19 protein-coding genes and 2 pseudogenes are annotated in these 19,065 nt (G+C 65.8%); 2 read left to right on the top strand and 19 right to left on the bottom strand.

The window, feature by feature from the left end; translation table 11 throughout:
* Window positions 1-25 precede the first annotated feature (25 nt).
* The 16 genes and pseudogenes from ACL03I_RS36050 to ACL03I_RS35975 all read right to left on the bottom strand — a co-directional run bounded on the left by ACL03I_RS36050 (window position 26) and on the right by ACL03I_RS35975 (window position 14,807).
* Entirely contained in the window at window positions 26-1,078 is a 1,053-nt protein-coding gene (locus ACL03I_RS36050; RefSeq protein WP_412808224.1) for a hypothetical protein, read from the bottom strand.
* Window positions 1,079-1,219: 141 nt separating this feature from the next.
* A complete protein-coding gene (locus ACL03I_RS36045) occupies window positions 1,220-2,344 on the bottom strand; it encodes a C40 family peptidase (protein WP_412808223.1) in 1,125 nt (374 codons plus the stop codon).
* 6 nt (window positions 2,345-2,350) lie between these two features.
* Complete coding sequence (locus ACL03I_RS36040) at window positions 2,351-4,066, bottom strand: hypothetical protein (protein ID WP_412808222.1); 1,716 nt, start codon at window positions 4,064-4,066, stop codon at window positions 2,351-2,353.
* A pseudogene (locus ACL03I_RS36035) lies at window positions 4,063-5,516 on the bottom strand (SCO6880 family protein). The gene ACL03I_RS36040 and the pseudogene ACL03I_RS36035 overlap by 4 nt, the downstream one beginning before the upstream one ends.
* Before the next feature lie 8 nt (window positions 5,517-5,524).
* On the bottom strand, window positions 5,525-6,766 hold the full coding sequence (locus tag ACL03I_RS36030) for a hypothetical protein (protein WP_412808221.1): 1,242 nt from the start codon (window positions 6,764-6,766) through the stop codon (window positions 5,525-5,527).
* Window positions 6,767-6,978: 212 nt separating this feature from the next.
* Entirely contained in the window at window positions 6,979-7,785 is an 807-nt protein-coding gene (locus ACL03I_RS36025) for a hypothetical protein (RefSeq protein ID WP_412808220.1), read from the bottom strand.
* A 17-nt stretch (window positions 7,786-7,802) separates the two neighbouring features.
* On the bottom strand, window positions 7,803-8,441 hold the full coding sequence (locus ACL03I_RS36020; RefSeq protein ID WP_412808219.1) for a hypothetical protein: 639 nt from the start codon (window positions 8,439-8,441) through the stop codon (window positions 7,803-7,805).
* A 17-nt stretch (window positions 8,442-8,458) separates the two neighbouring features.
* Window positions 8,459-8,692, bottom strand: a complete 234-nt coding sequence (locus ACL03I_RS36015; RefSeq protein ID WP_412808218.1) for a hypothetical protein — start codon at window positions 8,690-8,692, stop codon at window positions 8,459-8,461.
* A 250-nt stretch (window positions 8,693-8,942) separates the two neighbouring features.
* Window positions 8,943-9,203 carry a hypothetical protein gene (locus ACL03I_RS36010; RefSeq protein WP_412808217.1) on the bottom strand — a complete coding sequence of 87 codons (261 nt, stop codon included), beginning with the start codon at window positions 9,201-9,203 and terminating at the stop codon, window positions 8,943-8,945.
* Between the two features lie 28 nt (window positions 9,204-9,231).
* A complete protein-coding gene (locus tag ACL03I_RS36005) occupies window positions 9,232-9,501 on the bottom strand; it encodes a Txe/YoeB family addiction module toxin (RefSeq protein ID WP_412808216.1) in 270 nt (89 codons plus the stop codon).
* On the bottom strand, window positions 9,494-10,054 hold the full coding sequence (locus tag ACL03I_RS36000; RefSeq protein ID WP_412808215.1) for a type II toxin-antitoxin system Phd/YefM family antitoxin: 561 nt from the start codon (window positions 10,052-10,054) through the stop codon (window positions 9,494-9,496). The genes ACL03I_RS36005 and ACL03I_RS36000 overlap by 8 nt, the downstream gene beginning before the upstream one ends.
* 76 nt (window positions 10,055-10,130) lie before the next feature.
* The gene (locus tag ACL03I_RS35995) at window positions 10,131-10,877 is read right to left on the bottom strand and encodes a hypothetical protein (protein WP_412808214.1); all 747 of its coding nucleotides are present in this window, start codon (window positions 10,875-10,877) and stop codon (window positions 10,131-10,133) included.
* A gap of 329 nt (window positions 10,878-11,206) precedes the next feature.
* Window positions 11,207-11,764 (bottom strand): hypothetical protein, encoded by a 558-nt coding sequence (locus ACL03I_RS35990; RefSeq protein WP_412808213.1) that lies wholly within the window; start codon window positions 11,762-11,764, stop codon window positions 11,207-11,209.
* A 518-nt stretch (window positions 11,765-12,282) separates the two neighbouring features.
* On the bottom strand, window positions 12,283-12,846 hold the full coding sequence (locus tag ACL03I_RS35985) for a hypothetical protein (RefSeq protein WP_412808212.1): 564 nt from the start codon (window positions 12,844-12,846) through the stop codon (window positions 12,283-12,285).
* On the bottom strand, window positions 12,847-13,737 hold the full coding sequence (locus ACL03I_RS35980; RefSeq protein ID WP_274752909.1) for an HAD hydrolase-like protein: 891 nt from the start codon (window positions 13,735-13,737) through the stop codon (window positions 12,847-12,849).
* A 131-nt stretch (window positions 13,738-13,868) separates the two neighbouring features.
* Window positions 13,869-14,807 (bottom strand): tyrosine-type recombinase/integrase, encoded by a 939-nt coding sequence (locus tag ACL03I_RS35975; protein WP_412808211.1) that lies wholly within the window; start codon window positions 14,805-14,807, stop codon window positions 13,869-13,871.
* A gap of 328 nt (window positions 14,808-15,135) precedes the next feature.
* On the opposite strand from ACL03I_RS35975, the gene ACL03I_RS35970 reads away from it, so the two are divergent.
* Window positions 15,136-15,498, top strand: a complete 363-nt coding sequence (locus ACL03I_RS35970) for a hypothetical protein (RefSeq protein WP_412808210.1) — start codon at window positions 15,136-15,138, stop codon at window positions 15,496-15,498.
* 14 nt (window positions 15,499-15,512) lie between these two features.
* Window positions 15,513-15,971, top strand: a complete 459-nt coding sequence (locus ACL03I_RS35965; protein WP_412808209.1) for a hypothetical protein — start codon at window positions 15,513-15,515, stop codon at window positions 15,969-15,971.
* 347 nt (window positions 15,972-16,318) lie between these two features.
* Here ACL03I_RS35965 and ACL03I_RS35960 read toward each other — a convergent pair whose 3' ends face one another.
* The 3 genes and pseudogenes from ACL03I_RS35960 to ACL03I_RS35950 all read right to left on the bottom strand — a co-directional run bounded on the left by ACL03I_RS35960 (window position 16,319) and on the right by ACL03I_RS35950 (window position 18,792).
* Window positions 16,319-17,812, bottom strand: a complete 1,494-nt coding sequence (locus ACL03I_RS35960) for a pentapeptide repeat-containing protein (RefSeq protein ID WP_412808208.1) — start codon at window positions 17,810-17,812, stop codon at window positions 16,319-16,321.
* A gap of 97 nt (window positions 17,813-17,909) precedes the next feature.
* Window positions 17,910-18,148 (bottom strand): annotated as a pseudogene (locus ACL03I_RS35955) (YnfA family protein); the annotation flags it as partial.
* Between the two features lie 158 nt (window positions 18,149-18,306).
* A complete protein-coding gene (locus ACL03I_RS35950; protein WP_412808207.1) occupies window positions 18,307-18,792 on the bottom strand; it encodes a hypothetical protein in 486 nt (161 codons plus the stop codon).
* Window positions 18,793-19,065 lie beyond the last annotated feature (273 nt).

Genomic DNA, 19,065 nt, shown 5'->3' with positions numbered 1-19,065 from the left:
GAAACGCGTTGTACGGCAGTGTGGTTCACTGCTGTGGTCTGGCGGCGTTGTGGCGCTCGCACCGCATCCCGCGGCGACAAGGATCGCGGTGAGGGCGATGAGCCGTATCGGTGTGTTCGTGCGGGTGTTCATGGTTCACGCCCCACTCTTGCGGTGAGGGTGCAGCGCCGGGCTCGGGTTCGGTGCTCCACTCGAGCTCGTCGGGCAGGGCGGCGATGACCGCCGCATCGTCGGGTTCGGCACGTGTCGCGTGCCCGACGCCGTCGTCTGCGGTGTTGTGCCACCAGTGGTGGATCGCGTGCTGGATCAACTGCTGAGGTCGCGGCGGCAACCTGTCGGCGTACAGGACCTGATCGTGGGAGCGGTCGATGCTGTCGCGGAGGTTGTCGACGACGTCGCGTGCTTCCCGCTCGATGCCCGGCCAGGCGTGGGTGAGCCATCGCTCCTCGAGGGTGTCCTCGTCGTATGTGTGGACCGTGGCGGTGAGCAACGCATCCCACCCACGGGCGTTTCGGTCCCACAACTGGCCGCGTTCGCTGTCGAGGAGGTCGACCGCGACTGCGAGCTGGCACGCGCGTTGCCATATCGCGGTCATGTTGTTGTGGAATTGGCTGGCCAGGAGGGGGTCAGGCTCGGAATGGATGCCTTGGGCGGCGAGCCGGGCGCGGCGCGCGGCCGTGAGCGCGGCCATGTGTTCCAGTTGCCACACATCGTCGGCGAGTGTGTTGAGGACCCAGGCTCGGCGGGCTTCCGGCCCGCGCGGCGGGCGTGGTGGCGCGGGGTCGCGTTCGGCCCAGCGCACCCCGTGGCGCCCCAGCGTCCGGGCGGCCTCGATCCACTGCGGCGGGACTTCCTCCGCGCGGGCGTGGATTTCGGCGTCACCGCGGATCGCGTCCAAGGTCCGCAATCGGCTATGCCAGCTCTGGATCTGGAACTCACTATCGTTGCCGGAGGTGTAGGTCGGGTAGCCGCGACGCAGCAGATGCGCGCGTTCCACCGACAGCTCCTGGATGTTCTCCAGCAGCCGCACCTTCCACGGCGGCAACACCTCCCACGGCAGCAGCCCTGCCCCGGTCACCGCCGAACCTCCGCCCGGTGGGCGAACCTGCGCAGGTGAACGATGTGCCGGTTCATGAAAGCTTCCTCATCCGCGGCCGGAAAGCAGCCGCTCACCGGGACACGGATTCGGCGGCGCGCAATGATCAGTGAGTGGGTGCGATCACGCATTTCGTTCTCCTGGAGATGGGCTGGTGTAGCGGCGCACGTCCATGCGTTCGCCCTCCCACGCGCTCAGCGGAGTGAGGGTGACGGTCTGCCCGGTTTGCGGGGCGTGCAGCAGCAGCTCGCGGCCCTGGGCGTCGCGGCCGTAGTAGATGCCGACGTGATGGGAATCCGTATCGCCCGGGGCGGTGAAGAAGATCAGGTCCCCCGGTGCCCGCTGCGCGAATGGCACTATCTGCGAGGACGGGTGGTCTTGCTGGGCTTGGGTGTAGTGCGGCAAGCGGATCCGGCCCCCGGAGGCGTGGTAGACGGCGTAGAGGGTCAGCCCGGAGCAGTCGAACCCGCCGCCGGTCGGACCGTTCGCATCGCCGCCGCCCCACACGTAGGGTGTGCCGATCCAACGCTGGCCGTGCTCGATCACCGCCCTGCCGAACGCACTCACTTCCGCAGGTAGCGGCACACCGGAGGCCCCCGGCCCGCACCCGGTCGCCTGGGATCCGCGCTGTAGACGGGGCATCGATGCGGGGTCGAGGTCGGCGAACATCGCATACAGTCGCCGCGCCAATTCCAGTTGCCCGGAGTATGCGTTGGGTGCGGAGCGTTCGATCGCTTGGGCCAACTCGGCCGGGGACATCTGCTCTGCGGCGGCTCCCAAGTGGGCGGCGTGGTCGTAGAACCAGTTGATCTGATAGATCGGGTCCATCAATATCGCGATGCCGACCGAACCCCAGACGCTGGCGCGCATCTGGTGCGGGCCGACCGAGTCGTGGTCGTAGCCGAGACCGTCGTTGCTGTAGTTCAACGATTCGGGCACCACGGGATTCGCCAGGTTCCGGAAGCTCGATTCGGTGGCTTGAGCGGCGAGTTCGGCGAGGATCACGTTCTGCGGCATGCCGCGCTGTCTGCCGATCGAGACTCCGTTGCGCGCCAGCTGCAACTGCGCCTCCGACAACCCCGCCAGCGTCCTGCCGGTCGGGCCGCTCGCCCCGCCCGCTGCCCCCGCCGACAACGGTGTCGAACACGAGGTCGCTTGCTCGGCACCCAGGATCACCAAGATCAGTAGTAGCAGCGCGACGGGGAGTCCGAGTGCGGTCGCTGTCACGGATTTCGATGCGGTGTCCATCAGCGCTCACCTGCTCGCCTCCTCTGCGCCGGGAAGGTTGTCGAAACGTCGGTTGGTGTTGTGGAGGTCCGCAGCCCGTTCGGTCGGGGTGAACACCATCCGGAACGGGATCCCTGGCTCGTTCGCCTCCCCGGTCTTCAGCAGGAAACAGCCAGTGCCGGGCGGTGTTTCACGCTGGGCGGGATCCAAATCGTCGTCGCTGGGCGGCCGCGGCGCGGCCCAAGAGGTGATCAGAAGCTTCTCGGTGTCGGTGATGCCGACCGCGTTGCGGATGCGGTTGATCTCTTCCGGCCCGACCGGCCCGATCAGCTTCGCTCGCGCCCGTTCGAAGAACCCGAGGGCTTTCGCCTGCGCGGCGGCGGAGTCGAACGCGGCGAGGTCTTTGATGGTGTGGCTGCACATGATCAACCCCGTGCCCAGCGTCCGGTTCAGCCGGGTGAGGGCGTCGACGCGGTCGACCATGAACTCCCCTACCCCGAGGACGCGCCAGATCTCGTCCATGACGACCTCGAACGTGCGTGGCGGCGCGAGACCGGCGTCGGCGAGGGCGTGGGCGGCGGCGACCGCGCCGAAGCCTTCGCTCCAACAGACCATCAACACCGCGGCCAGTAGTTTGGTGTCGCCTTCGGGGATGCGGGAGACGTCCACGCACACCGCCGGACTGCCGAGGTCGAGCCGGGTGCTGGTGGGTCCGTTGAAGATCGCCCCGAATGGGCCCTCCACCAGTGCCCGCAATGAGCGGCGCAGGGTTTTGGTGCTGGCGCGGTAGGCGGTCTCGTCGTCCTCTTCGGCGAACTGGCGCAGTTGTTCGGCACCGCCGGAGATCACGTCGAGGAGGTCCGACAGCTGGGGCGGGCGCTGATAGGTGAAGCCGCCGGTGGGGCTGTAGAGGTGGCGCAGTCCGGCGGCGAGCAGCACTTCTTCGTAGTCGGCGATCCGGGAGCCACGCCCGAGTTCGACGAGTCCGGCGACGATGTTGACTTGGCCGGCTTCCACGCGCGCGGCGACTTGGCGACGCTGGTCTGGGTCGGTGAGCTGTTCGACCACGGCGCCGAGGGCGCCGACGTCGAGGGGATTCACGGTGCCGTGGCCATAGCCGAGGTCGACGACCTGCCCCTCCAACTGTTCGACGAGGTCGCGGTAGTCGGGTTTGGTATCGCCCATGCACAGCACGGTTTCTCCGGCCGCGACCGCGCCGGTGACCAACCGCCGGATCAGCGAGGACTTCCCGAAGCCGTTGAGTGCCAGCACGAACGCGATCGGCGCGGTGATGAACCCTTTGAGAAACCAGGACATCGGATCGAAGTGGACGGGTGTGCCGGTGATGTAGTGCGCTCCGATCGGGGTGCCGACGGTGGGAGCGCTAGCTCCGACGGCGAACGGCCACAATCCCGCGACCTGCACGGTGGTCGCGCGCCATTCCGGGTTGGTGGCCACGACGGCCGCGCGGCCGCCGCCGAGCCCGCGATAGCCGCGGTCGGACAGATTCGCCAGCGGCCATCGGTTGAAGCCATCCCTGCCGCGGTCTTTCGCGCGGCGTGCGGCGGTGGCGCGTCGATGATCATCGCTCGATATCGCCCACCGGGCCCGCCAACCGCGCAGGCCGGGCTGGGCGGCAGCCGCCTCCGTCGCGGCGCGCGCCGAGGCGGAGAGCACCCGCACACCGGCGACGGTTTCGGTACGGGCGGGCCGTGGCGTTCTCTGACTACGGGGCTTGGTCATGCCGACACCCGCTTGGAGATCGAGGTGTGCTCGGGCAGGATCAGTCCGATTCCCAAGCTGGCGGCGAAGGCGGCGGCTTGGGTGCCGTAGCAGCGGCGCACACTCAACCGGGACGCTGCGGCCATCCCCTTGACCGAGGCTTCGATCCCGGGCAGGTCACCGTCGAGGTGATCGGTGACCGTCACCAGCACCCCGAACCGTGTCAGCCCGGCGCCGCGTGCTTGTTCCTCGCGCGCGGCTTGGGTGTTGCCCACCCGGATCCGCGCCGACGCCGAGGCGATGCCGCGTTCGGTCTGCTCGGCCGCGACAGCGTCACGGAAATCGGAGTCGACAAGGGTGGTGGCCTCCGCCGCGCTGTGCAGCCGATACACGATCGCCACACGCTTACGCGGCACATCCGCGCGTGGGCGCAGCAACTCCTCGAGTACGGTCTCCATCACCGCCCCGCGCGGAGCCGCATCCATCTCCCACGTGATCGACCGCGCACCGTCGTGGACGTAGTGATCCCAGCGATCCTGATGCGCGACCGGGCCGACCGAATCCCACGACTGCGTGCTGGTGATCTCTGAGCCTGCGGTTTCGACGTCGCGTTGTGCGGCGAGGTCGTAGCGGCTACGTACCAGCCCGAGGATTTCCCATGCCTGTAACGGGGTCGCGGGAAGCCCCGCGCGGGCGAGTTGGGAGAGCACGCCTTGCAGGCGTTGACCGATCTCACGGGCCTGCTCGGCGTCGTCGCGACGGCCCTTGCCGATCGCGCGGTAGGTGATCGAAATCCGGGCTTCGATGCGCACCCCGACCCCGCCGATATCGGCGGCGGCTTCCCGCATCACCGACTGCGCGAACTCCGGCGCGGTCGGGCGGACCAAGCGGGCGACCTCCCGCGCCTGCTTGAGGCGGGTTTCGACCACGTTCTCGAGCACCGAGCACACCGCGACCACTTCCCCACCCCGGCTCTGGGTCGCCAAGAACTGGCCGTACCCTTCGACCCAGGCGTCGATCTGGGCTTGGTCGACCAATTCCTTACCGCGCGGAATCACCTTCAACACCACCGTGTAGTGGTCGCTGCGACGGATATGGACCATCGCGAACCGGTGCCCGCCCGCCGTCTCGTACTCACTGAGCCGCGAATCCGCCAACAACCCGGGAAGTTTCGCGATTCCGGGATGCGGGAGAATCGTCCGGCGCGGTAGAGGTGCTCGCCACGGGCGTGGGCTGCGGCGAACTGCAGCCGCAACAACGCGAACTCCCAGCCGGTGCGGCCGTTACGGGTGACCGCCAGCGGGGTGAACACCACCGTGCTGCCGAGGATCAGCACACCGGCCGCCAGCAGGGATCGGGTGATCAAGAACCCGACCATCACCATGATGATCAGCCCGAGCCCGAGCATCGACACGCCCCAGGTCAGACCGAAGAACCCGGCGGAACGCGGACGCTCCCAGCGGCCATACATGCGTGCAGTCATCGACGCACCTCCCCCGGTCCCAAAGCATCCGGGTCCAAACTTGTCGCGGCTGCCTCGCGGGTCTGGCTTTCGATCGCCGACATGGTCTGCTGTGCGGCGTCTTTGACCATCTGCGCACCCACCACCGCCGCACCAGCCACACCACCGCCCGCGGCACCGGCCGCCTCACTGCCGCCGCTACCCGCTGCGGACCCCGACGGCGGCTTGCCTGCTCCGGGACCGGTAGGACGCGCACCGCCGCTGCCGCCGGCCGGACCTCCGCTTTTTCCGCCGCCCGTCCCAGCGCTGGTCGTGGCGGGGCTTCCGGCGCCGCCGCCAGGCATCGGACGGCCACCACCCCCGCCTCCGCCCCCTCCGGCTGGACTTCCAGCCATAGATGAGCCGGGGCCCCCACCACCAGGCGCGTTCTCACCCTCGCTGAGCTTGCGGGCACTCGACCGTTCCCCGACCGCCGCCATAGCGATCCCGGCCGCACCGCCGGCCACAACAGCAGCCGCACCGCCTCCGCCACCGAGTGTCGCGACGGCGGGGGCGACCAACCGAATCAGCGCGGGCAGGACAATCACTGTCATGACCAGCAGGATCAAGCCGAGCAGCACCAACTGCGGGTCCTGCTGATCGCGCCCCGCCACCGTAAAGGCGATCGCATAAACCAAGGCCCCCACCGGTTTCCACAGCACAAAGGCCAGTGACCAGCTCAGCAGGCGCTTGTATGCCTGGGAACCCGGCCCGGTACCCGAGGCGGCTGCCGCGAGCGGCAGCACCGCCACGACCACGATCAGCAGCGCTTGCCGGAGAACCAGCATCACCAGCTGGATGAGCATGCTGATGATCCCGAGCAGGAACAGCACAAGATAGGTCCCGGCACCCAGTCCGGAGTTCGTCTCGAACTCGAACTCGGCCACTTCGGCGACGATCTTGTGTGCGTCTCCTCTGGAAGCGTCGAACAGCACCCACTCCGCGAAGGCATCACCGGCACGAGTTCCAGTGGCGATGATCGCCGCGAAGGCCATCGAGGCGAACACCGCACGCGCCAACATCAAGAAGGTTTCCTGTGCCTCGCCCGCGACCCCGCCGCGTTTGGCCAGCGCCAGTCGGGCCGCGGCGAAGATGATCCCGCAGGTGAGCAGCAGCACCTGCAGCCCACTGGTGTATTCCCGGATCCCCGACAACGCCGGTCCCAATCCCCCGCGTTCGTCTGCCAGTTGCGGAGACGGCAGCGCTGTCCACCACGTCATGACGAATCGCAGAAGCGCGCCGAAGCTTTCCCCCAGTTGCGACGTCAGGTCGTCGAGAACCGAACCAGCGGCCTTGGAAGCGGCTTGCCCGACTTGTTCGCATGCCTGCTGGGGTCCTAACGGTATATCGCAAAGGTCCGACGGCGGCAGCGGCGGCAACTGCGCACGCCACGGCTCCGAGGAGGCTGTTGCTTGCGCGAAGAAGCTTTCGGTCACGGTGCGGCCTTCCATGACCCGAAACCGGTCAGTGTGGATGTCGACGTGCCCGGACCCGACAGTGCTTCGATGTCCTCGGGTACACGGACTCGCCAATCTCCGTCGATCCAGACCATCGGCCAGGTCGACACGGTGTAGCCCAAATCATCGTGGGCGGCGAACTGCACGATGGCCAGGTCATCGCGGTAGCCGGGCTGGATTCGCACTCCGTCGGGGACCACGACGTAGCGCGCGGCGCCCGGAGTGCGCTGGCGTGAGCGGGCGAAGCGATCGGTGAGTGCCTGGCCTCCGCCGTAGTAGCGTTCGCGCACCACCTGCTGCCACACCCCGTCCGGGGCGGCCAGAACACGCGCAAGGGCATCTGCGGCGGCCAGCGCTGCGCCTTGGGGTGTGCGAGCGAATCCGGTGGCGATGCCGTGTTGGATGCGGGCGGGTCCGTCGCTGCCCGACACCGGCAGCGCGGCGCCACCCCAGCCGCGCTGCCATCGCATCTGTGCGGGCGAGGTGGTCAGATAGTCCGGCCGGGTAGGGTCCGGGCGGGTGCTCGGATCCTGGGGAAGGGCTGAACCGGCGTCCTCGCCGGTGACTTCCAGTCGGTTGCCGAACAGATCGGTGGTCGGCGGCAGTGCCGGTGGGGACGGCGGCTGGTCGGGAAACGTTCGGGTGGTCGGGGCGCTCGAATGGCCGGGATCGACGGAGCGGTCGGGGGCCCTGTTGTCGTTGGTGACGGTCAGTACGAACACCGCGATGACGACGGCGGTGATGCTGGCGAGCAGGATGGTCAGCAGGCGATGGGAGTTCATGGATATCGGGTCTCTTCTCAGCGCGGCGTGAGTGTGACCACATCAGGTGGGGGCACGCCGACGTCGGTGACCGGCGCGGTGGTCGGGTTGTCGGGGAGTTGCAGGCGCCAGTCGTCGCCGTGCCAGACGACGGTGGTGTGGTTGCGGGTGACGGAGTTGTCGGGGTGGATGCTGTAGATGTCGACGTCGGTGGCGTCGAGGGTGTAGCGGGTGATCACGTAGCCGAGGACTTTCGGCGGGTCTTTGGTGATCGCGGCGGTGATCGAGATTTGGGCGCGCGCGGTCGCCCAGGCATCGCGGCCTGATCCGGGGGCGAGCATGCGCTGCCCGATCGCAGGCCATTGGTTGTCGGTGGCGATGGACATTCGCACGGTCGCGTGGATGGCCGCCAGCGCGGCACCGGCCGGGGCCCGATCGAATCCGGTGGCCACCGGCTCATCGATGTGGCGGGGACCTTCGTGGGCGACCGGCAGGTTGACTCCTTGGAACGGCTGCCACCGGACTCCGGTGGGTGCGATGGTGGTGGCGGTAACGCTGTGGTCGGGTGCCACGTCGCGGGTGTCATCACTGCCGCAGGCGACCACACCAGCGGCGATCGGTCCTGTAAGGGCCAGGGCCGTCGAGGTGGCGATTCGTCGTGTTCGGGACGGGTGCACGGGAAGGGTCTCCTCGGTTACGTGGGCAGGACGGCGAGAGCCAGCGAGCTGGCCGAGCCGAGCAGGACTGCGGCTGCCAGGGCACCGACGAGTCCTTCGACGGCTTCCTCCCGGTGAAGCCGGATCGCCAGCAGACCGCCGACCCAGACCGCGCGGGCGATGCACAGCAGCAGCACGAACCACGCCAGCCAGCCCAGTAGCTGTGTCAGCGGCAAAAGCACCTGTGGGGGTATCGGTTTGGTGGTCAGCATGGGTCGTGCCTTGTTGATAGGTGCGGTAGGCGACCTCGAGGGCGGCCGGGATCGGCTCGGCGGTCTTGACGATCACCGTCGGAGGCACCGAGGGTGTAGCCAGGCGTGCGTCCCGACAGCCGCAGCTCCTCAGAGCCGAGGATGGTCAACGGCCGCAAGCCGTCCTGACCACCTCTGGCCGCTGGTCGTTCGGCGACGACCGATCCTGTGGTCGTGAAGAATTGCGGATGGATCCGGAGGTGGCGCATTTCTATCCGCCTCCGCTGACGGCGGCGTTCATGATCTGTCCGGCGCTGGTGGCGATGATGCCACCGACCAGGGCGGCCATGATGATCTTGGGTGACTCGACGGCACCGCCGTGAAAGCGTTCCCAGCCGAATTTGCCGCCGGCGTAGATCAAGGCACCGATTCCGGCGAGAGTGACGATCCAGGACAGATAGTTGACGAGATTGACCAGCTTGTCCGCCCCCGGCGGGGATTTCGGGGTGATCTTGATCTCTTGCGCGAGCACAGTGACCGCTCCGGTGACCGGTTGGTCGTCAGTCGTCGTAGTGTCCGCCGACCTGCACGATCGCTATTTCTGTGTCGGTGACGTAGTAGATCAGTCGGTGCTCTTGGGTTATCCGCCGCGACCAGTGTCCTGCCAGTTGGTGGCGTAGCGGCTCCGGCTTGCCGATCCCGGCGAACGGGTCGGCGAGAGCGGCGTTGATCATCTTGTTCGCCGCCTTCAGAACCGCGCGATCGCGTGCCAACCATGCCGAGTAGCTGCGCCACCCCTGGGCGGTGAATGTCAGTTTCCGGTCAGGCACGTCGCCGCAGCTCCCCCGGCACAGTTCTCACCGGGGCCGGCATATCCGGTACATCTGGTAGGTCCTCGTGCTGCGCTTCGGCTGCCGGTGCCGGGTGGTCCATCAGCAATGGCGGCGGCGCTGACACATGTGCGATACGGGAGACGTACTGCTGCAACTCATCGACCAGTCCGGCAGCGGCCGGAGCTTCCGGAACGGGGAGAGCGGCGAGCTGATCGCGGAGAGTGGCGACCTTCGCGACGAGTGCCCTCAGCCCAGCCGTCGCTTCTTCGAAGTCCCATGCTTCCTCCGATGTTTCCGCGTCAGGATCGATGAGGGTGTGCGCTTGTGTGCGGCCCTCGCGGGCATCCTGCGCGGACTTCAGCAGGTGCACGCCGCCGTGGGTCTGGAGCACGTACAGGGTCTCCATCAGCGAATTCCAGTCCGACTCGGCGACCAGCACGGCGTTCTGGCCCGACTTGGTGACCACTGTCAACGGATCGTGATCGTCGTTGACCTGCTGCACCAGCCCGAACAGGTTCTGGCGCACGTTCGAGATCGGTAGCGCGGGCATCGGCTTCTCACCTTCCATCCAGGGTTGTACAACTTATTGTACAACTCCTGTGCAGGGTGAGGAGATCGAGCAAGGATCACCATGCATTCTTCTTGCCGCCGGGTAGCGGGAAGGCATCCTCGACGAGCGCGGTGGTGATTTCCAGGATCCGTGCTGAGGTGGCCTCGCTGATGGAGCCGCTGCCGGGGTTCATGTGCACCTCGTCGTTTCGGACCTTGAGGAACGCGGCCCTGTAGTCAGCGGGAAGTGGGTACTTCAGCTTGTCCTTGAGCAGCGAGAAGGTCTTGCCGAGCGTGGCGTTGCCTGGGTCGATCCCGCTTGCCTTCAGCAGAGCGACATTGGCCATTTCTGCGGCGCTTCCGCACTCCAGCACGGCGCGACGTGTGTGAGCCACCCGATGGAGCGCGCGAGCGTCTCGCAGCAGTAGCCAGGGCAGCTCGACCTCCAGCCCCGCGCCTGCCCACTCGATCGCCGTCCCGATGGTGTCTGGAGTCGCCAGACCGTACGCCAGCTTGTACATCGGCTCGAAGTCGCGGGGAGTGAACTGCGAAGCCACGGTGCCGTCGGGGTTTCGCATGAACAGGCATGTGCGGTTGGTGTACTCCCGCGGAGGCCTGTGCCCGATCGGCGTCAGGTGCTGGCCGGTCAAGATGTCCAGCCAGGACGTGAACCTCCGCGCCCAGCCGTTCATTTCCCGGCCGACGACGTCGTGATCGGCCAGGTGGGCGGTGAAACCGATCCGCCGCACTATCGCGACGAGCTTCGGCTCCACGGCATCGTGACGAAGAAGTCCCCAGGCTGCCGGGTCGGGGTAGAACCCCACCCGAGCGCGGATTACGGGCGGCTTCGTGAGGTACCTGCCCTCCGGGACCTCCGGCTCTGCGGGCATGTGTACCGTGACGGCTTCCCCTGCCAGCGCAGACGGGAACCTCTGCCCGACAACATCTGGCGTGCACCACAGGTAGTCCGGAACTTCCTGCTGCCACTCGTATTCCGTCATGTGCCCCCTCTATCGTTCAGTCCGCATTGGCACATCCCGTCGCACGCGCCGCCGCCATCGTGACAGCGACAGCGGCCGTCGTCGCCGTCATGTCGCTTGCGCAGTTCGAACTCGGCGGTCAGGGCCTGGATCTCGAGCTGCACACGCCCTCTCTACATGCCGAGCTGCAATTGAGAGAAGACGCTGGCTGCCTCGATCGCTGCTGGCACAACGACTGGAATGACGAAGCGTGCTGCCATATCCCGCCACCTCTGCCGCGTCTCTCCTTCGCTCTGGCTGGCATTGGCAGCGCGACTGACGGTGGCGAAGAGGATCTCGACGGCCATGCGGACCTCGTAGTCGCCGCGGATGCGGTACTCATCGAGGACGGTGCGCATGTGATTGGCGAGGGTGGCAAGGTAAGCCCGCAGGTGTGCAGGAATTGTGGTGTCATCGCCGAGTAGCTTGAGCAGATCGTTGAGTGTCTCCCGGAGTTGCTCGAGGGTGGCTTCCGGAACCGGCGGCACAATCCGACGCAGATGCCCACTCAGCGTTTCGAGGTGGTCGAGCACATGGGGATCGAACGCCGGTGCGTTCGAGGCCCAGCTGCTTGGGTAGTTGAGGACATAGTGCGTCCAGGCAGGAATCTGGCGTTGCCAAACAGCCACGGAGGTGCCGTCAGTGGCGGCGAGCACGTCGAGCAAGTTGCGAATCGCGGTGATGTGCGCCATAGCTTGCTCATGCTCACGAAGCGTTGTCTCACTTCGACTGCCGTCCTCGAACCCCCGATGCCGTGAGGGCGCTAGGCGCCCGCCCGTGTTCCATCGGTGAAACAGGTTCAACAGCAGTTCGGGGGGGTTTGCCATTGCGGATGATGCTCCTCATCTTGATAGGTAGCGCGAATCGTAGCGACTACATATTCAGTTTTCGAACACTCCGCATGGCGTCACAGAGGCTCTGCGTGGGCTGTCGAGCGCGATGTGCTGATGGAGCCAGCAGGGCAGCCTCCCACAACCCGTTCGCACTCCGGCTCCGCCTCGGACCGCAGGTGAGGCCTGATCAGAGCGTGTATCTGGGGTACACCCCACCGCCACACGCTTGAGCGGCGCGGACAGCGTCATGATGAAGTGGTCCTCGCATCATCCTGACCCTGTCTGGCTAGGCTCCCCACCTTCTGATACGTAGTGTGCGGACCGGGCGGAGCTTCCTGTTAGAGGTGGCTACCGCCGACATCGCGTGACTACTTGAGTTACGGCTGGCTGAGGGAGTGGTAACTGGTCATCGACGTGGTTGTTTCGGCTCGTTTGGGCTGGGAGGGTGGGGTCGAACCGAGCTGGAGGGCGATGGCCGCAACAAGCAACGCCGCGGCTCCTATCGCGTAGAAGAGTCGAAGCTTCCCGGTCGAGCGAAGCTCTTTTCTCCAGGAGAAGATCCGGATCACCTGAGGGCTGCTTTCTCCGATCTGCCGGGTCAGACCTGCATGCGGCAGTTGGGTTCTGAGTTCCTGTTCGAGCTGGGTGCCGTGCTCGACAGCGCCGGCCAGGAGGCGGTGGTACCAGACCTTATCGACGAAGTAGAAAGACATCCACAGAACCAAGCCCAAAACCAGCACGAGGCATGACAGCTGAAGTGACCAGCCGAAGACTTTGACGGCCGTGCTGTCTTTGGCCGCCACGGCGGCGGCGCCGAACGCGAACGTCAAGACGGTCATGGCCAATCCCCGGATGCGCCACTCAAGGTCGTTGAAGTGCTGCTGCACCTCCACTGTCTTCTTCCACATCTCGAGATAGTGGGGGATGTCTTTCTCCTCCAACTACGCCTCCCTGAAATCGAAGTGGAGCAGAAGCTCCGAAAATTCCCTTTGGAGAGTGTAATTGGGGTTGATATCGCCGCCTGCCGAGATGGTTCTTTCCCGCTCTACGTCTTCCTCGGTCCAGTGCGATACCCGACGGAGGAGCTCATATTCCGGCCGGTGCTGCGCGGCGCCATACTGCGCATGGACGTCGTAGGCACCTGTTCGCTGTGCCATCACCACATCCTTCATGAGGCTGTCCCCGACGTAGACGACCTGATCCGGGGAGAGGCCTCGGTCTGTGATGATCTTGCTCAGGATGCTGGTATCCGGCTTGAATACCCCCTTCGGGACATGCCGATGATCGGTTGCTCTCAGACCGTATTCTTCGGCAGGAAGTTTCCTCAGGTCGTTGACTGTGAGGCCCAAGGGGAGGTCATGGTCGGGAGCGGTGTAGAGCGTCGATATGAGGCCATCAAGACCGGTCTTCTTGATCCGCCACTCTGACCAGTAGGCGACTGACTCGGTGTATGCGACGACCGGCACGTTGCGCTGACGAAGCTCCTCGACAGTCTCCCTAACCCCTGGATACAGGCGGGTGGTGCGGACACGTTCGGAATTGAGGACGTGAATCGCGGAGTCATAGATCTGCAGCAAGTCTCCGTTCGGGTGCAGCTTCTGAAGCGAGGGAAGCTCCGTGAGAAGTGCCGAGTACTCAGATGTGCCTCTCCGCTGATGCACAGCCTTGATTTCTACTTCCAGCTGGGGCTGAGGTATCCCGCTCATCTCTTCCAACCTGCGCAACATGGCGGAGAAGGAGACATGCCAGGTCTCGAACCAGTCCCACAGCGTGTTATCGAGATCGGTAACCAGAAGTGCGACTTGTGGCTTGTCGCTCTGCCTCATCGCCATGGCAGCCGAAGGTAGTCGACAGCTATGACATTGGATATCTCCGCTCCCAGCGCGGACGAGACCGCACTCTGGACGCCGGGTCTTCCTCTACCTTCGGCCTGCGTCGCGCTGGCGTCGGGCGGGGCAATCGATCAGCGCCGCGTTGTATCGCGACGCCGGCGGGCTGCCCGGATCTCGACGTCGGCGACCTTGTCGGCGAGCAGGGCGTAGATCTGGGTGGTCTCGGTGGAGGCGTGCCCGAGGCGTTTGCGCACCACCTCGATCGAGACGCCGGCATTGATCAGCTCGGTGGCGTGGGAGTGGCGCAGCTGGTGGATGTCGATGTCCACCCCAGCCGCCGCGCAGTAGCGGCTCCACCGGTGATGCGCCGCGCTGTAGGACAGCGGGCCGCCGCGGCCGTTGATGCTGGCCCGGAACATCGGTCCGGCGGTGTAGCCGGTGCGCTCCAGGTAGAGCCGGAGCATGGCGACGTAGCCGCGGTCATCCAGCAGCACGGTGCGCACCGAGCCGCCCTTGCCGTGCAGCCGGACATGCTCGTCGTCCAGGCGCAGGTCGAAATCCTCCACGTACAACTCGCACACCTCACTCGCCCTGGCGCCGCACACATAGGCGGTCTCGAACAGCACCCGATCCCGCAGCACGTCCAGGGCGACGTCCTTGCGCGGGCGGCGCGCGCAGATCGCGGCGAGCACCTTGGCGATGTCGGCGGCCGGCGCCGGGCGCGGCAGCGTCTTCGGCACGCTGATCGTGTCGACCTTGTCCATCGGGTTGGCCGCGAGCAGGTCATGGCGCACGGCCCAGCGGCAAAACGCCGCGACCGCGGCCCGCTTGCGCTTGCGCGTGGCCGGCGCGAGATCCGCGATCACGGACAAGAACCCGCGCACCGCGGCGACGGTCACCCCGTCGATTCCGCCGTCGACGTACTCGGCGAAGCCGGTCAGATCGCCGCGGTAGGCACGCAGGGTGTTGGCAGGCCGATTGGCGTTGGCCAGATCGGTGAGGAACTCCTCGATGTGGGTCGCCAGCGGCACCACGATCTCCTCGTCGATTCCGGCCGTCTTTTCGCGCACCGCGCCCTCCTCCGCCAAGTTGCCCGATAACCAGGAAACGAACAGCCCTCGCTGCGCGCCGTCGCGCCAGGTCGCTCGACCCGTCCCGGCCCCATCTTGCCCGATAACCGTAGTTATCAGGCAATGGCTCGTCTACGGCAGATCCTGGCGCGTATGACGCTCGGCCGTATCGGGCAGGATTTTCGGTGCCTGGTGGGCTGCTCGTAGATGCTGCAGAGCAAAACATAGTACATCGCCTTGTGACACCGGTCACTGATGGAACCTGTTGTGCCGCAGCATCGTCCAAGAGCAGTGAAGGAGATACCTTCAAACCAACGGAGGGGACGACATGCGAACCATTTCGGCCGGGCGGCGACTTGTCACAACAATCGCGCTGACGGCTGCGTGCATCGCGGGCGTATCGGCAGCCGGGATCGGCATCGCACAGGCTGAGACACCGACGATTGCGGCCGAACCCGTCGACGCGGCACACCCGCACTGGCAGTTCGAACTCACCGCCAAGTGGACCGTGACATTGTCCTGCTACTTCGAGAATCTGGACCGGACCGACGCCACCGGCCCAGAGAAGTACACCGGAACGGGAAAGACCAAGGACGCGGCCGAGAAAGACGCTTGGAACAAGGCGCAAGCGGCTGCGCCCAAGGGGCGGAAGGTCAAGCACTGCCGCGTCGAGAGCTCATCGAAGAAATAGCAGGAAGGTTGTACGTGGACGACGACGAACGCCAAGTGTGGGAGTTCGCGGTAGGACTCGGGTTGCCGGACGCGACCGGGCCCGGTGCCCTCGACGGCGAGGGAATCCACCCGGTTGCGCTGGCGCTCGAGGAGAGCGCCCACCGGATCCGCGGGATGAACCGTATCCCGTGCTTTACCAGCTTCGGACCGGTCACCGCGGTCGATGAGTTCGCTCAGCGCGCATGGGGCTACGCATACGACCCGGCGCGCGTCCCAGTTGAATGCCGTCTCGCCGTCTATGTGACCGATGACGAGCTGGAGGAACTGGTGTCCACGATCGTCGAGGATCTCGGCATCGATCAGGACGGATACTCAGTGATGGTCGGCCGGAAGGTCACCGTCGGCCTGCGGGCCATCTCGCTGGAGTCACCAGAGAACAGCTTCTACCAGCACCTCGTGGGCCAATACCGGGATCAACCCACCACGGATTGACTCCGTTCCGGAAGCGCCCAGGTGACGAGGACTACCAACCGGTCCTAGAGCTACATCCCGCGGATGATCAAACCATTCGCGAAGCGCAGCCGCGTCTGTGCATCGAGGCCCGTCGCTCCGCGTGGAGCGACGGGCCTCGTCGGTCTCCAGGCCGTCCTCGGCACCCGCTTCAGACTGATGTGTTGTTGGGCCGGTGACGTTACGACCCACCCGCCCGGGCCCGACCTCGCTTCCCTCGGCGGCTTGACACGCTTCTTGGACAACGCGATGCGCTGGAATTCCGCGCCTTCGGCGCCGGGTGTCGAGTGTCCGAAAACCGAACGATTTTCAACACCTCTCCAGCGTGACTATGAGGCTGCCACCACTGTCGGTGGCCAGTCTGCTGGCTCTACGTTCGAGGGCTTCCTATCGCCGTCGGCGGCCCAATCGAACTCGGGCGGTGGCGGCCCCCACTGCCGCGGTCTGGTGAAAATTACCCGTTCAGAGCCGAAATCTGTGCCTGCGAAGCTGATACAGCTGAAACTGGCTCCCTGGAACCAGACAGCGCCGCTGAAGGCGCTCTTGAACCTGGTTGCGCCGGTGAAGGTGGCCTGGTGGAAGTCGGCATCACCGCTGAAGGTGGTCGCTTCGAACTCGGTGATACCGGTGAAGGTGGCTCTTTCGAACTTGGCCTTTGTGAAGGTGGTTCCTTCGAACCGGGTTACATCGTTGAAGGTGGCCCAGCTGAAATCGCCGGTACCAGTGAAGGTGGTCGCTTCGAACTCGGTGGTACCGGTGAAAGTAGCCGAGCCGAACGCGGTGTAGTTGCCGAACACGACTTTGTAGAACTGGGCCCTGCCGTTGAAGGTGGCGCCACCGAACGCAGCCTCGCCTGTAAAGGTCGCTCCACCGAACGCGGCGTCGGCGGCGAAGACGACCCCGCTGAAGTCGGCCCCGCCACCGAAGGTAACTCTGTGGAACCGAGCGAAGCCGCTGAAGGTGGCCTTCCGGAACGCGACGTAGTTCCTGAAGGTGGCCCCACCGAACGCGGCGTCGCCGCTGAACGTGGCTGCCTCGAAACGAACGACTCCGGAGAATATGCTTTGGCTGAAGTCGGCGTTTTCGAGGTAGGCGGTGCGGAAGTCGAAGTTGCTTGTCGACCAGCTGTACTCGGCTTCGGGTCGCAAGTGGTCGGCGATGACGCGGACGATAGTGGCGCGGACCTCGCGGTCGTTCTGCCGGTACTCGATGTGTTCCTCGGTCTCTCCGCGCACTCGCCCGCGTTCGATACGAGGCGCTTTGATCACCAGTTTGGTTCGTCCGCTGGCTCCATGTTCCGCGTCGTATGGCAGACGCAGGTATCCGCAGAGGACGTCGACGCACTGCTGGCGGCGTAGTCCGTCAGATTCGTCGGCGACACCAGCCATCGCGTAGACCCCGGCGATACGGACCGCGACATCGGGCGCCCCAAGCTGCGCGGCCGCAGCGCCGAAGCGTTCGACGAACCGGCTCTGCTCCAGATCGCGCTGACGCCGGTAGGCGATGACGAGGGCGACGACTCCGCCGACTCCGGCGACGACGGTCAAGGCGACGCGGGTGACGTCGATCTCGGCGGCGGTCTTGGTCACGTCGACGGGAGTGATCCTCCGTAAGAAGGTGTAGGCGGCGAAGGCAACAGCCAGTCCGGCGAGTAGTGCGAGCGCGACGGCGGGGAACAACCCGATCCGGCTCGCGCGGCGCCTGAGAGCCGCGCGGGAGCCTCTTCTCGACCGCCCATGCAGCGTACTCGTCCGTGCCTGTGCGCCAGAAGCGCTTACCCTCCCGAACATCGCTCGATTCTGATCGAAATCATGCTCCACCACCCAGTAGTCGATGCTGCCGGAGGCGATTCGCCGTGGTCGAGATTTCCACAAAACGATCGATTCTCAACACCTCCGAACTGTCGGTCAGGCGGTGCGTGGGGCCGTACATGATGACGGCGACGCCGAGCAGGCAGAACAAGGCGCCGGTCAGATCCCAGCGATCAGGTCCGGAATCCGTCCAGGGCCATGCCCCTAGCCAGCGAGCCCGCGACGAACACCCCGCCGTAGGCGGCGAGGATGCGTCCGAAGTCGCACCCCTTACCACACCAGCCATGCGCCCCCGATTTCGGCGACGGCGGCCAGGACGAACAACAGGATCGAACGCAACACGGTCATGACCGGTGGTTCTATCGGTGATCTGCGAGGTCACTGATCGGTGAATGCTGGCGTTGGTGCCGATCGGACGATATCCGTATCGACGAATTCTGACGCCGTGCTCTCTGTTGCAGTGCGCCGATTCGTGTGCTTGAGCCCGATTCGCACGCGGAAGAAGATCAGTCGAGCTCCGGATCTGCCAGCAGCACGACGCGGTCGGCGGCAGGGTCGAAACCGAGCACCGGGTGACCGTAGTCGCCTTCCGCGCTCATGGACACCGGCTTGCCCAACCGCCGGCCGACCGTGCACAGGAAACCACACAGGGTGTCCAACCCCGCCTGACCCTGCAACTGGCGGAGGTCGACATCGAAGTCGATCTCCGTGGCAGACCACGGACGAAAGATCACCAACACATCCGGGACGGGCCAGACACGCAGCGTGACGATCTCCGCATCGGCAGGGCGCGACAGAACCTCCGCGGCAGACGGCAGCCGCTGCGTGACGTCACCCTCCGAGTACTCCCATGCCCACCCCTTCGACCGGACCAGATCGAACACCGCTTGCCAGTCCTCGACCGAGGTGCCCGACACGGATACATCTGGCAGCGCACCCATCAGGCCGGGGTCGAAGAAGTTCTTGACCTCACTCCACAGCAGATCCGGCATCCTGCCATGCTGTCAGGCCGGCTTGTCCGAGCGCAGCACGAGTTCATGGCTCCACACAAGGTATGCACTGCCGAAGTCCGACGCCCAGTGACGTCAATTTTCACCGTCACGACAACGTCGCACGGCCCCCATACGACGTCGGAATTCGCCGAGGAACGATCTCGGAATTCGCCAGCACAACCATGACCGGCGAGCCTCGAACCCGGGCTCGCGAGCCGGTGGCGGTGGTGGCGCAACCGCAGCCGGAACCGGTGCAGGCAGAGGCGGGTCGGT

Origin of the sequence: Nocardia sichangensis (genome assembly GCF_047200615.1) — a bacterium.
Taxonomy (GTDB): Bacteria; Actinomycetota; Actinomycetes; order Mycobacteriales; family Mycobacteriaceae; genus Nocardia; species Nocardia sichangensis.
The sequence above is the reverse complement of the archived record's forward strand: the minus strand, read 5'-3'. Positions and strand labels throughout refer to the sequence as shown.